The 13,296-nt window shown below is 71.7% G+C and carries 13 protein-coding genes; all 13 read right to left on the bottom strand.

From position 1 onward, the window contains the following. Positions 1-44: 44 nt before the first annotated feature. The 13 genes from AB0I77_RS32010 to AB0I77_RS32070 all read right to left on the bottom strand — a co-directional run bounded on the left by AB0I77_RS32010 (position 45) and on the right by AB0I77_RS32070 (position 12,970). Entirely contained in the window at positions 45-680 is a 636-nt protein-coding gene (locus tag AB0I77_RS32010) for a DUF3558 family protein (RefSeq protein WP_363286212.1), read from the bottom strand. A gap of 113 nt (positions 681-793) precedes the next feature. Then, the gene (gene fabG, locus AB0I77_RS32015) at positions 794-1,513 is read right to left on the bottom strand and encodes a 3-oxoacyl-ACP reductase FabG (RefSeq protein ID WP_363286213.1); all 720 of its coding nucleotides are present in this window, start codon (positions 1,511-1,513) and stop codon (positions 794-796) included. A 38-nt stretch (positions 1,514-1,551) separates the two neighbouring features. Further along, on the bottom strand, positions 1,552-3,159 hold the full coding sequence (locus AB0I77_RS32020; protein WP_363286214.1) for an MFS transporter: 1,608 nt from the start codon (positions 3,157-3,159) through the stop codon (positions 1,552-1,554). Positions 3,160-3,262: 103 nt separating this feature from the next. Beyond that, positions 3,263-4,186: an NAD(P)-dependent oxidoreductase gene (locus AB0I77_RS32025; RefSeq protein WP_363286215.1), complete on the bottom strand. Its 924-nt coding sequence runs from the start codon at positions 4,184-4,186 to the stop codon at positions 3,263-3,265. A gap of 3 nt (positions 4,187-4,189) precedes the next feature. Beyond that, the gene (locus AB0I77_RS32030; RefSeq protein WP_363286216.1) at positions 4,190-4,732 is read right to left on the bottom strand and encodes a hypothetical protein; all 543 of its coding nucleotides are present in this window, start codon (positions 4,730-4,732) and stop codon (positions 4,190-4,192) included. After that, positions 4,729-6,387 carry a class I adenylate-forming enzyme family protein gene (locus AB0I77_RS32035; protein WP_363286217.1) on the bottom strand — a complete coding sequence of 553 codons (1,659 nt, stop codon included), beginning with the start codon at positions 6,385-6,387 and terminating at the stop codon, positions 4,729-4,731. The genes AB0I77_RS32030 and AB0I77_RS32035 overlap by 4 nt, the downstream gene beginning before the upstream one ends. After that, positions 6,374-7,204 carry a hypothetical protein gene (locus AB0I77_RS32040; protein WP_363286218.1) on the bottom strand — a complete coding sequence of 277 codons (831 nt, stop codon included), beginning with the start codon at positions 7,202-7,204 and terminating at the stop codon, positions 6,374-6,376. Before AB0I77_RS32040 ends, AB0I77_RS32035 begins: the two co-directional genes overlap by 14 nt. Further along, a complete protein-coding gene (locus AB0I77_RS32045) occupies positions 7,201-8,775 on the bottom strand; it encodes a beta-ketoacyl synthase N-terminal-like domain-containing protein (protein WP_363286219.1) in 1,575 nt (524 codons plus the stop codon). Before AB0I77_RS32045 ends, AB0I77_RS32040 begins: the two co-directional genes overlap by 4 nt. Then, complete coding sequence (locus AB0I77_RS32050) at positions 8,765-9,109, bottom strand: acyl carrier protein (RefSeq protein ID WP_363286220.1); 345 nt, start codon at positions 9,107-9,109, stop codon at positions 8,765-8,767. The genes AB0I77_RS32045 and AB0I77_RS32050 overlap by 11 nt, the downstream gene beginning before the upstream one ends. Continuing rightward, the gene (locus tag AB0I77_RS32055; RefSeq protein WP_363286221.1) at positions 9,106-9,381 is read right to left on the bottom strand and encodes a phosphopantetheine-binding protein; all 276 of its coding nucleotides are present in this window, start codon (positions 9,379-9,381) and stop codon (positions 9,106-9,108) included. The genes AB0I77_RS32050 and AB0I77_RS32055 overlap by 4 nt, the downstream gene beginning before the upstream one ends. A 78-nt stretch (positions 9,382-9,459) precedes the next feature. Then, on the bottom strand, positions 9,460-10,899 hold the full coding sequence (locus AB0I77_RS32060) for a class I adenylate-forming enzyme family protein (RefSeq protein ID WP_363286222.1): 1,440 nt from the start codon (positions 10,897-10,899) through the stop codon (positions 9,460-9,462). Next, positions 10,899-12,083 carry a 3-dehydroquinate synthase II family protein gene (locus AB0I77_RS32065; protein ID WP_363286223.1) on the bottom strand — a complete coding sequence of 395 codons (1,185 nt, stop codon included), beginning with the start codon at positions 12,081-12,083 and terminating at the stop codon, positions 10,899-10,901. The genes AB0I77_RS32060 and AB0I77_RS32065 overlap by 1 nt, the downstream gene beginning before the upstream one ends. Beyond that, positions 12,080-12,970, bottom strand: a complete 891-nt coding sequence (locus AB0I77_RS32070) for a 2-amino-3,7-dideoxy-D-threo-hept-6-ulosonate synthase (protein WP_363286224.1) — start codon at positions 12,968-12,970, stop codon at positions 12,080-12,082. Before AB0I77_RS32070 ends, AB0I77_RS32065 begins: the two co-directional genes overlap by 4 nt. Positions 12,971-13,296: the final 326 nt, after the last annotated feature.

Here is a 13,296-nt window from a genome sequence, read left to right on the forward strand (position 1 = left end):
CGCCGCCGCCGATACCGTCACCGTGGTACGGCCGCGCCAGGACGTCATCGAATGTGGGTCAGGGCAGCGGCCGCGACCGACGCCCCCGCGGGACACGTGCCGTCCTGCGAGACCCCTGCCTCCGGAATGGTCGTGGTGCCGATCAGGCGATTGACATCGTTCACCGCGACGAAGATGAAGCAGATCCTCTGGAATTCGGCCTGGATGGCCTGGTGCTGCCCCACCGGCACCTGCGTGACGCGCCCGTTCTTCGTCATGGTCTTCGCGTAGGACAGCGGCAGGTCCAGTGCGAGGCTGACGTTCTGGCCCGCCAACTTCCAGTGGCACGTCGCCCCCTGCTTGCCGGACTCCTGTTCCCCCCGGCCGCTGATTTCGAGGGCGGCGAGGTCGCGCCCGTCGAGGGCGTCGCACGGCCGCGCCGCCAGCTGCGCCTGGGTGTACTTGCTCGGCTGCGGTGCGGCGGAGGGCGGGGACGAGGCAGAGGGGGATGACGAGGCGGAGGCGGATGACGAGGTGGAGGCGGATGCGGAGGATGTCGGACTGGGGGACGATGGCCCCGGCGCGCCCTGCCCGCTCGAACACCCGGCGCTGAGCAGGCTCACCGCAAGTGCGAGCACCAGTCCGGCTTTTCGGCGGGAGCCCCCGCCCCAGGGACGCTGATCAAGATCGAATCGCGGCATATCGGCACGGTAGCGGCGTCGTGCCGGGACCCGTCCCGAATGCTCCTCCTGGCATCTGCTCCTCCTGGCATCGGCGGATGACTGCTGGGCTGTGCCCGAGCTCTGTGGTGGCCTCAGTGCCCCAGCCCGGCGCCTCCGTCGATCGGGATCACCGCGCCGCGCACATAACCGGCACCGGCCAGGAACGCCACCGCGTCGGCGACCTCCTCGGGCCGGGCGAGCCGTCCGGCCGGAGTCTGCCGCAGGAGGTCCCGGCGCTGCTCCGCGGTGAGCGCACGGCTCATGTCCGTCTCGGTCAGACCGGGCGCCACCACATTGCAGGTGATGTCCCGGGGGCCGAGTTCCTGGGTCAGCGACCGGGCGAAACCGACCAGTCCCGCCTTCGCCGCCGCGTAGTTGGTCTGCCCGGGGGCGCCGTGCAGCGCCGCCGTGGAGGAGATCAGCACGATACGGCCGTGGCCTTCCCTGAGCATCCCGCGCACCGCGCGCTGGGCGACCCGGAAGGCCCCCGTGAGGTTGGTGTCGATGACGGAGGTGAAGTCCGCCTCGCTCATCCGCACCAGCAGACGATCGTTGGTGGCGCCCGCGCCCGCGACCAGGACGGTGACCGGACCGTGGACCGCCTCGGCCTCCTTGAAGGCCTGGTCCACCTGCTGACTGTCCGTCACATCGCAGCGTACGGCGAGGAAGTTCTCGGCAGCGGGTGGTTCGTCACCTCGGTAGGTCACCGTGACCCGATCCCCCGCCGCCGCGAAGTGGCGGGCTATGGCCAGCCCGATTCCCCTGTTCCCCCCGGTCACGAAGACTGAACGGGTCGCTGCTGCCTGCGCCATCGTGCCTTCCCTTGCCTGAGTCGTACCAGTCGTATCCATTACGCGGTTTCCACCTGGTCGTCCTGCGCCTCTCGCGGTTCTTCCGGCCCCTGAGTGAGGTTCTGCGGTCGTGCTGCCCGTACACGCAGGCCCACGACAGACACGGCGAACCCGACGAGGGCCAGTGCGGCGGTCCAGAGCGTGGCCGCGTACATCGCGTCGAGGAAGGCGCGGTCGGCCGTCTCGGCCAGCTCCGGCAGTCGCAGCGAATCGGCGAGCGCGCGTGCCGCCTCCGCCGAGGTCCGGGCCTGTTCCTCCGCGCCGGGCGGCAGCCCCTGCGGACCGCCGGGCAGCGTGGCATCCGCCATCCGCGCCCGGTACACCCCGGAGAGGACCGAGCCGGCCACCGCCACCCCGAGTGTCCCGCCCACCTGCCGCGTGACGCTGTTGACGGCCGATCCGGCGCCCGCGAGATGCGGCGGCACCTCGCGCATCATCGCGGCCGTGACCGGCGTACCGACCAGGCCCATGCCGAAACCCTGCACCCACAACAGCGCGGCGACGGTCAGGATCGGGGTCCGTCCGTCGAACCACAGATAGCCGACGTACGTGGCCGCCGTGGCCAGGATTCCGGCCGCGACCGTCCACCGGGCCGACAGCAGCCGGCTCATCACCGGGGAGGCCTGGCTGCCCAGGACGATGCCGACCGCGGCGGCGATCATCACGGTTCCGGCGTCGGCGGGGGAGAGGCCGCGCGGCCCCTGGAGGTAGAAGGCCGCGTAGAACAGATGCCCGGCCAGCGCCATGAACGCGATCAGCAGCACCACACTCCCGGCCGTGAACCCGGGCTGCCGGAACAGCCGCAGGTCCAGGCTGGGGGCCGGGGACCTGCGCTGACCGGTCACGAACGCGGTGAGCAGTGCGCCGCCCAGGAGGAGGGGGAGGAGGACGTGCGGGCCGTACCAGGCCCGTCCGCTGCCGAGTTCGATGATCCCGTAGACCACGCCGCCCAGACCGAGCACCGACAGGGCCAGGCCCGGCAGATCGAGCACCCGGCGCCGGGGGTTTTTCAGTTCGGGTACTACGGCCACCGCCCCGGCCAGACACAGAGCCACGATCGGCACGTTGACCAGGAACACCGAACCCCACCAGAAATGGCTGAGCAGCGCCCCGCCCACGACCGGGCCGACGGCCACGCCCAGACCGCTGGACGAGCTCCAGATCGCGATCGCCCGGGTGCGTTTCTCCTCCGGAGTGCTCTGCACGATGACCGACAAAGTCGCGGGCATCAGCAGCGCACTGCCCGCGCCCATGAAGGCCCGCGCCACGATGAGCCAGGCCGGGCTTGTGGCGAACGCGCCGGCGGCGGAGGCGGCGCCGAACAGTGCCAGACCGGCGAGGAGGGTGGTACGAGGACCGAAGCGGTCCGCCAGCGCGCCGCCCGCGAAAAGGGTGCCGGCGAAGACCAGGGTGTAGGCGCTGGCCACCCACTCCAGCTCGGCGGGCGTCGCGCCCAGACCCCCGGCCGGGTCGGCCAGGGTGGTGACGGCGACGTTGAGGACCGAGGTGTCCAGCCAGATCAGCATCTGGGCGCAGACCACGACCAGGAGGACGGGCCACGACCGGGAGGGCGTGGACTTCTCTTCCGTCCGGCTCATGGTGCTCATCGGATGCCTCCCTCGTCTGTGGTGCCGGTATCGCCCAGGCGCCACGTCCGACACAGGTCGCCGTATCCGCGCAGCGCCCGGTCGAGGGCGTCACCGGGATCCGTCATTCCTGGCCCAGCCCGTCGCGCCAGCTAGGCCGCAGTGGTTTCCAGCCGAGCGCCGTACGGGCCCGGTCGTTGGCCGCGCCCCGCGAGGCGGTGAGCTGATGGGCCATGAACCAGCCGAGCAGCCGGGGCGCGAGCGCCGCCGGAATCGTGCGCGGGGGCGGGCCGCCCAGCACGCGGGCGTAGTGCGGCAGCCATTGCGCGGCCGGGGCCGGTTCGTCGTCGGTCACGTGGAAGAGGCCGGTGGCCTCCGACTCGACGGCCGCCACCGCCGCTCCCACGGCGTCCTCCACATGCAGGAACGACATGATCCCCGACCCGCCCTCGGGCAGCGGGAGTTTCCCGGCCAGCACCCGCTGCCCGGTCCCGCCGGTACGGGCGTACGCGGTCCCGGCGCCGTACAGCGTGCCGTACCGCAGCACCGCACCCGTGAGGCCCTCACTGCTCAGGACCAGCCGTTCCAGCTCGGCGACGGCCCCTACGGTGGCGGCCCAGCCGGCGTCCGGAGCATCCACGTACAGCGGCGCGTCCTCGTCGAGGACCGGATCCCCGGCCGGGGCGGCGGCGAAGGCGATGCTCTGCGCGACCAGCCGCCGCGCACCGGCCGCCCGGGCCGCCGCGACCAGGTTGGCGGTGCCCTCGGTCCGCAGCCGCGCGGTCAGCGCGAAGGCTCCCGGAGGGTCGTCGCGCAGCAGCCGCAGCGCCGACATCTGGTGGACGACCACCTCGGGCCGGGCGGCCGACACCGCCGACAGCAGGGCCTGACGGTCGAGGGCGTCGGCGATCACGACCGCGTCCGCCTCCGGGACCCGGTCCCGCGACTCCTGACGTACCAGCGCGCTCACCTCATGGCCGCGCGCCCGCAGCGCGCCCACCAGCGGATGTCCGACCACTCCGGTGGCCCCGGCGACCAGCACTCGCACGGCTCAGCCCTCCTCACCGGGAGCGACAGGGGTGGCGACCCGCATCAGCAGGCGGCACGCCTTGTCGCCGTCCCGCAGACAGCTCTCGGCCCGGTTCTCCGTCAGCGTCACGCCGAGCCCCTCGGACCAGCCCGCGTGGATGTCGGTGCACGGGCACCGGTAGCCCTCCAGCGAACCGGCCATCCGCACCATGGTGATGGCGAAGTTCCGCCGCAGTGTGAGCACGATCGTGTCGTCGCCCTCCACCTCGGTGGAGGCGTTGCGCAGTTCCGGCGGGAACATCCGGTCACCGCACTCGTCGTAGCGGCGGCGCAGTTCCTCCAGATCCTTGCCGGTGTCCCCGCTGTCGGGGAGCGCGCCGGACCGACGGGCGATGCGCTGTCCGACGTGCAGGGCGACCTTGCGCAGCGCCTCGGCGTTGATCTCGTTCGCGGCCTGCTGCCCGAACCGTGCGGCCACCCCCTGGTACCAGTGGGCGTCGTGCTGCCACCACAGCCGGTACGCCTCCACCGTCTGGGCGCGGTGGTTGACCTCGTCGGCACTCACACGTGCCCCCCGGCGGCGAATCGGTCGCGCATCACGCGTTTGAGGACCTTGCCGGTGGCGCCCTTGACCACGTCGTCGGGTTTCATCCGCAGGGCGCGGGTGACCGGGGGGAAGCCGGCGGCCTTAAGGGCGCCGTTGACCCGCTCGGTCCACTCACCGTCCGTGTCATCGCTCCGCTCGTCCGCCAGCTGGAGCAGTGCGTACGCCTCGGCTTCTCCGTCGCCGTCCCAGTCCGCCCGTACGCCGTCCGGGGCGATCCCTACGACGGTGCAGTCGGCCAACTCGGGCAGCTCCCGCAGCAGCAGTTCCTCGGTGCGGGTGCTGAACAGGATTCCCTGCCGCGTCCGGATGGCGTCCGGGGCTCGGTCCAGGTGGTAGAAGTTGCCCCGCTCGTCCTGGTGGGCGAGGTCCCCGGTGAGCCAGTAGCCGCCCAGCCGCATCCGGTTCCAGGTCAGCGAGTCGTTCCAGTAACCGGGGGTGAGCGTCGGCGACTTCAGCCCGAGCCGGCCGATCTGTCCGGGCGGCAGCGGTGTGCCGTCCTCGGCGAGCACGGCGGCCTCGGCGAAGCTGATCGGTTTGCCGACACAGCGCGAGTAGGCCGAGGTGTCCTTGGTGTGCCGGTTGTGGAAGACCGAGTAGCCGGCTTCCGACGAGCCGAGCCCGTCCACGAAGACCGAGCCCTCGACCCGTGTGCGGCGCAGGTCCTTGCCGATCTCCACGTGGCTGCCGTACGGCACCAGGGCCCGGATGTGCGCCTCGTGCGCCGCGTCCCCGGTGTTGAACCACACCTGCACGTCGGACAGATGACGGACCGTCAGGTCCTCCGCGGCCATCTCGCCGAAGGTCCCGGCGAAGGCCAGCACCGTGGTCGGGCGGAACTCCTCGATGGCGTCCAGTACGTCGGTGCCGCGCTGGCTGGAGAGCAGCTTGATGTCCGTGCGCAGCAACAGGCAGTACAGCAGCGTCGCCACCATGGCGTTGTGCGCGCCCGGCAGTCCCACCAGGGTGCGCTCCATGTCGGTTCCGGTGGAGTAGCGGAGCCGGTGCACCTGCGCGTACATCAGCGTCCGGTGGGTGTGCGGCACACCCTTGGGCATACCGGTGGTGCCGGAGGAGTGCGAGATGAGCACCGGATCGGTCGGGTCGTGCCGGTACGGGTAGGACGGCGGCAGCAGCTCGCGGTGTTCCGGCCGGATCTCGTCGGCGGTCGTGCGGAAGCCGAGCCCCGACCCGGACAGCACCTCATGGTGCTCCGGGTCCGTGAAGGCGCCCACCGCGCCCTGTCGGCGTACGTATTCCCGGGCGATCTCCGGGGCCAGATTGCCGTTCACGAACGACGGGACGGCGCCGAGGGCCGTCAGCGCCAGGAAGTTCACCGCGAACTCCGTACTGGAGTGGCTGTGCACGGCGACCGGGTCGCGGGGCTTCACACCCTGGCCGGCGTACCAGCCCCCGTATGTCTCGACCGCCTCGCACAGCTGCCCGAGCGTCAGTACCTGGGGACGGCTGCCGTCCGGCGCCTGCCAGTCGCCGCCCGTCCGCAGCACGGGCTCGTCGAGCGGGCGGCCGTACTCCTTCAGGCGGTGCAGCACATTGCCGGCGCCGAGTTCGGTGTCGGAGCAGATGCGCGCCCGCTCCTGCCTACTGATGAGCATGGGTCTCCGTCTCGTTCCTTGCTTCGGTCTCGGCGGTGAGGATGAATGCGGGGGCCTGCGGCTGGGTCACCAGGAGGTGGCTGCCACCGTCCCGCAGCAGTCGCCGGTGGGCGGCGGCCAGGTCGAACAGGCCCTGGATGCTTCCGGGATGCCCGGCGGCTGGGGTGCCGCCGTAGCCGGTGTCGTACGTCTCGGCCGATCGGACCGACACCGGTGCCTCGGCGGCGGGACGGCCGAGCAGCATCGCCGCCGCCAGGCCGGCGGGGGCGGGAAGGGCCCAGGCCGGCGGGTTGTCGCCACCGGCCAGCTCCAGGTACGCGGAGGCCGGCCGCTCGCCGCCCCCCAGTTCCACTCCCACGACGAGGACCCGGTCCAGCTCCGGGTCCTCAAGGAGCAGATCCGCCATGGCCAGCAGCTCGGTCACCGTGTCGCCGAGGGTGGAGAGGCTGAACATCTGCCCGGTGATCCCGAACTCCCGGCTGGTGTGGCCCAGTACGGAGTTGGGGGTGGCCTGCATGAACAGCAGTGGGTTGTGGACCCGCCCGGAGACCATGCGGCGACTGGCCAGATCCGCGGTGGTGGTGTCACCCATGAGGCAGGCCAGCGCGACGGCGGTACGTGCACCGTCCCCGGGCCGTTCGGTGAGGCACTGCCGGCTGACCTCGTACGCCAGCGGACTGAAGGCCGACTCGACGAAGCCGGGCAGCCTCGGCAGCGGGATGTCCGCGTTGTCCTCGGACCGCCCGGTGGCGTGGGTCACGGTGGCGCTCGCGAGGATGCCGAGGGGCGCGCGGAGCAGCGTCTTGGCGGTCTTCACGGCCGCTCCAGGACGAGTGCGGTATTGGCGCCCCCGAAGGCGGCGTTGATGGTGAGGGCCCGGCGCAGGTCGGCCTGGCGCGGCTGGTTCGGTACGTAGTCCAGGTCGCACTCCGGGTCCGGTCGGCCGAATCCGGCGGTCGGCGGCAGTACGCCGTCCCTCAGGGCCAGCATCGTGATCACGAACTCCACGACGCCCGCCGCCTCCAGGAGGTGGCCGGTGGTGCTCTTGGTGGAGCTGACCGGTATCGACTCGGCCCGCTCCGGGAAGGCGGCCCGCAGACCGCGGGTCTCGGCCCCGTCGTTGTACTTGGTGCCGGTGCCGTGGGCGTTGACATAGCCGAGGGCGGCCCCGTCCGGGTCCCCGGCGAGCCGCAGTGCCTGCCGCGCCGCGCGGGCGAGGCCGGCACCCTCCGGGTGCGGCTGGGCGATGTGGTGGGCGTCCGTGGCCGCGCCCCAGCCCACCACGGTCGCCAGCGGCCGGGCACCTCGGCGCCGGGCGTGCTCGGCGGACTCCAGCACGACGGCCGCCACGCCGTCGCCGAGGAGCAGTCCGCTGCGGTCGGCGCTGAACGGGCGGACCATGCCGTCGCGGGACAGCGCCCGGCCGGAGTCGAACTTGGCGAAGGTCTCCTCCTCCACCAGGTATCCGCCCGCGCAGACCGCCGTGTCGATCCGGCCGGAGGAGATCAGCCGGCAGGCGTGGATGATCGCGGCGGCGGAGGCGACACAGGCATTGGTGAAGGCGAGCCGCGGCCCGGTGAGCCCGAGCCGCCCGGCCAGCAACTCGGCGAGGTGAGCGGGGACGGCATCGGCGGCCCGCTCCGCCGTGCCGCCCGCGGTGTGCCGGGCCGCTTCCCCGGCCGGTTGGTGCCCGGGCGCGGCGCCGCTGCTCTCGCCCTCTCCCCGCGGATCGCGCCCGAGCGCGAGCGCGCGCCCGAGCCCGAGCGCGACGCCTGCCGTTCCGTTCGCTGCCGCCTGCGAATGTCCGCTCGCGTCCGCGTGCGGGAAGCCCTCGGCGTCGTCGCCTCGGTGCGCCATGGCGTCCCCACCGGGCTCGCGTCCCGGCCTCGCGTCGGCGTTCCGGCCCGCCGGGCCGACCCCGTGCCGCTCGGGCCCGGCAACTTCCGGTCGGTTCGCGACCGGGGTTCCGGGTCGAACCCGGGCGGGGCCGCCCGGTACGGAGTCACCGACCTCGCCCGGGCCGGACGGGGCGGCCGTCTCGCCCGGGACGAGCAGGGAACCCGCGGCGCTCCGCCAGTACCGCGTGACGCTGGTGTGGTCCCCGGCGACGCCGAGCAGTACCGCCGCCTCCGTGCCCGGGCGCAGGCCCGCCATGTCGAGGGCTTCCGCGCCGCACTGGGCGAGCGCGTGCCGCAGCGCCCAGTCCTCGACCGCGTCGGGTCCGTCCGGGGCGGCGGCCGCCATCGGCGTACGGTACGGGCCGGTGTCGAACCTCGTGGTGGGCCCGAACGAGGGGACTCCCGCGAAGACCCCGCGCCGCAGGACCTCGGTGCCCGTGCCGAACGCGGTGCGTACGCCGAATCCGGTCACCGTCACCTCACCGCTCATCGCGGCCGCCCCCTTCCGCCCGGTCGGTCTGGGCGGCGCGCAGAAACCCGGTGAGCCGCCGGAGCGAGGTCAGCCCGGCGATGTCCTCGTCGGTGGGCTCCACGACCAGGCCGTAGCGCTCCTCCACCACGTGCAGCAGCCACACCAACCCGAGGGAGTCCAGGACCAGTTCGGCGTCCTCGCCGAGGTCGTCGGGCAGCCCGGGGAAGACCTTGCGGTCGGCCAGCAGCTCCCGGACGGTGTCGGTGGTGAGGGGGGTTTCGGTGGTGACGGCGGACAGCGCGGGATCAGCGTCGCTCGCTGTGGCTCCCGTACTCGTGGGTCCCGCGCTCATGCCTTCGCACCGCGTCGGACGACCTCGGCGACGAGTCCGCCGAGGGTCAGGGAGGCCAGGGGTTCGATGTCGGTGTCCGGGATCTCCACCCCGAACCGCGACTCCAGCCGCAGGGTGAGCTCGATCAGGCTCAGTGAGTCCACATCCAGGCCGCCGACGGTCACCGGGCTCTCGTCCGTGATGCCGTCGCGGCTCATCAGGATGTTCATCTCGTCGATGACCGCGGCCAGGACGAACTCGCGGATCTCGTCTTCCAGTATTGACGTGCTCATGGTCAATCTCTCCATGTGAAAGGCCGTGGAAGGCCGTGGAAGGCCGTAGCGAAAGGTGTTCGGACAGCCCCCGCCGGGCTACGCGCCCCCCGACGCGGCCGCCTGCAGCGTCGTGGCCTGGCGCACCAGCTTCCCGTTGGACGTGCGCGGCAGGGACTCCAGCAGCCGGATCACCCGCGGCAGCTTGTAGTCGGCCAGCCGCTCCCGGCACCAGCGCAGCAGTTCTTCGGCGGAGGGGCGCTCGTACCCGGCGGCCACCGCGACATACGCCTCGGTCATGCCCTCGTGGATCAGGACCGCCTGCTCGACCGCCGGGTGCTCGCGGAGCACGTTCTCGACCTCGGTGAGGTCCACCTTGAGCCCGCCGATCACGACGAGGGAGTCGGCGCGGCCGTGCACCCGGACCGCTCCGGTGCCGTCCACCGTGGCCCGGTCCCGGGTGTGCAGCCAGCCGTCCGCGTACTGCGTGCCGCCCGAGTCGAAGAGGTACGGCGACTCCTTGAGCGCGACGTCCAGTTCGCCGCCCTGCTCCCGTACCGCCACACCCGGTGCGGCCCGGCCGACCGACGGCCGCAGCCCACCACTGACGTCGATGGCGACAATGCCGGTCTCCGTGGTCCCGTACGCCTCGCCGACCGGTACGCCGTAGCGTTCGGCGAACCGCGCCGCGACCTGAGGGGGCATCATCTCGCCGCCCGACACCGCGATCCGCAGCTCGGGCAGTGCGGGGGGATCGGCGGCGGCGGCGAGCAGTTCGTAGTGCATCGGCACCCCGAACAGGGCGTTGATCCGGTGGTCCACCGCGGTCCGTAGCAGGTCGCGGGCGGAGACCCGGGGTGCGAAGACCACACAGACACCGGCCGCCAGCGAGTGCAGCAGTCCGCCGATCAGGCCGAAGCTGTGCGCCGTCGAACTGAGCAGCAGCAGCCGGTCGCCCTCGCCCGGCATGCCGGGGACCGCGGCGAACGCCTCCAGCTCGGCGGCGAGCGAGCGGGCGGTCCTGCCGATCACCTTCGGCCGCCCGGTGGAGCCCGAGCTGAACTGGACCAGCCGGTGGCCGGTGGTGGCCGGCCCGCCGGTTCCGCGGCACTCGGTGATGACCTCGTACTCGGGCCGGAAGCCGAACGCCGCCCGGACGTTGGAACCGGCGCTGACCATGAACTGCGGTCGGCAGGACGCGCAGAGCGCCTCCACCTCGGCCGGTTTGAACCGGAAATCGAAGAGCAGCACCTGGGCGCCCAGCCGCCACAGCGCGAGCAGCACCTCGACCTGGGTGAAGCTGGGCGGTGTCCGCAGGCCCACGGTGCTGCCCGGGCCGATGCCGTATCCGGCGAAGACCGCGGCCTGCTTGGCCGCCCGTTCCCGTAACTCTCCCCGGGTGACGGTCTCCTGTTGATGTGTCAGGTAGGGCAGGTCGTCGTCCCGCGCGTCGAACAGCCCCCGGACCAGGGAGCTCATCCCGTCGTCCGCCGGGCGGCCGGACAAGCCGTCTCTCGGGTCGTCCATCACGCCGCCCATCAGACCTCCTTGCAGAACTCGCCGATCGGCAGGCCCACATGGCGCTTGTCCTGGGCCAGATAGCCGAGCAGTTCGTCACCGGTCCGCAGGTCGGTGACGTTGAGGACCTTCCCGCCCGGGCCGAGCACCCGTACATGCCAGTCGTCCTGCACGGTCAGGCTGACCAGCCGTCCGTCCTCGGCGTGGGTGCGGATCTCGAGGAGCGGCCGGGACTCCAGCTTGGCGCGGCCGACCACGACCCGCCGGGTGCGGCCGTCGGCGCCGACCGCCAGCAGGGCGGTTCCGGAGCCGACCTCGCTCAGGTAGCTGGTGCGGTTCTCGGGTCCGAGGGTGTACGAGTGCAGGGCACCGGCGTTGACCCGGAAGGGCCGGGTCGGCATGTACGGCAGCGGATGGGTCTCGCTGCAGCAGAGCACGAACCCGGAGGAGTACGAGCCGACGAGGATGCCCTCGTCCTCCTCGAAGTGCGAGCAGGTGTCCACGCAGACCCGGTCGCCGAGCCCGACGTGCCGGATGCTCTCCACGGTCAGCGTGGACAGCTCCAGTTGGGGTGTGGTGGCCTCCAGCAGCCGTGCCAGCGCGAACACCTCGTCGGCGCTTCGGGGCGTGAAGAGGATGCCGTCCGAGCCGCGCTCGAGGACGTCGAAGACGATCGCGGCCTCCTCCAGGTCGGCGACCACGGTCACCAGCTTGCCGTCGGCGGACTCGGCCGCGGCGAGCACGATCTCCAGCGGGATCTTCGTCGGATCGGCGAAGTGGATGACGGTGTACGGCAGCGCCATCGCTCCCGCGCACGACAGCTGCAGGGTGCGGTCGTCCCGTACGTCGATGAGGCCGGCGGCGGGCGTGCCACCGGCGGCACGGTTGTCGGCGGCGAGCGCGTCCAGCTCGTCCTGGGTGGTGAACTTCCGCAAGCGGACGTCGATTCCGGCCCCGGCGGGAGACGCGGCGTCGGCCGCGGACTTCGACCCTTTCGCCTCTTTCGTAATGTCGCCGGGCTTCTTCGCGGCGGCCGTGGCCGGACCCCCGGGGACCAGCACCCGGGTGACCGTCGGCGGAAGCGTCCCGAGCAGCTCGGCATCGGTGGCCACCACTCCGGCCATCCGGGTGTGGACGGCCGCGTCCACCACCGCCTGGAGCTGCGGTCGGGGAACTTCACGGAGATCGATCCATGCGAACCTCATGCGACACCTGCCACGATCGTCGAGTATTGAGTCATGCTCATGTCATCGGCCATCTCATCGGCCATGTCATCGCTCACTCCGTCGGGACGCGTCGCCGGCCCGGCGTCCTCCGGCGTGGTGCCGTCGCCGCCGCGGCCGTGCACGACCGCTGCGAGCCGGGACACCAGAGAAGCCGGTGAGGGCGCCGAGAAGATCCGGCGGCCGACGGCCAGTCCCTGACAGCCGGCGGCCATCACCGCGGTGCCGTACTCGATGAGGTCGGAGCCGTCCGGCGGTCCGCCCGCGGCCAGGACGGGGATGGGGCTGTGGGCCACCACCTCGGCCATCCGGTCGAGCGGCAGGGCGACGGAGGTCTTCACCATGTCGGCACCCAGGTCCGCGGCGACATTGACCAGATGCGCGAGGAGGGCGGGATCGCGCGGGTTCTCGATGCGGGGGCCCCGGGGGTAGATCATCGCGATCAGGGGCATGCCCCACGCGTCGCAGGAGCGGGCCACCGCCCCCAGATCGGCGAGCTGCCGACCCTCGGTGTCCGAGCCGATGTTCACGTGGACGCTGACCGCGTCAGCGCCGAGCCGTAGCGCCTCCTCGACGTCGCCGACCAGCACCTTGGCATCGACATCGGCGGAGCAGGCGGTACTGGCGCTCAGGTGTACCACCAGCGCGCAGCTGCCCAGGATGTCCGGTGCGAGGGCGCGGGCTCGTCCCTTGTGGACGATGATTCCGTCGGCTCCGCCGGCCACCAGTGCCCGCAGCAGGTTGTCCCACTGGCCGGCGGGGACGACCGGGCCGTCCGACACGCTGTGGTCGAGCGGGACGAAAAGGTGCCGGTCATCACCCGCCAACGACAGTCTTCTTAAGCGTAATGGCTTGCCAGTTTTCAGCATGGATAATGCGCCTTCCCAGCCCGAAGGCTGCATGGCAAAGGTCCGGCAGCGGCTTTGAAGTGTCCGAAAAACGACGGTCGTAGAACATTCAAGTTCGACCGCGGATCAGCCTTCATGGGTAATCGCCGGATGGCAAGGTGTGACCATTGGAAAATTTTTATGCCATCGACCGCAAGAATATTGACAGCAATTTGACAGGAATGACGGGCTTGACGGGGCCGAGAGGTGATGGTCGTGGGGTTTTGTGCGGCAAATGACCAGGAAGCGGGTGCAGTGTGCTCTATCTGTATTAGGACGATCTGACCCTGCCCGTAGCCGCATCGAGT

This window comes from Streptomyces sp. NPDC050619, assembly GCF_040654815.1.
Taxonomy (GTDB): Bacteria; Actinomycetota; Actinomycetes; order Streptomycetales; family Streptomycetaceae; genus Streptomyces.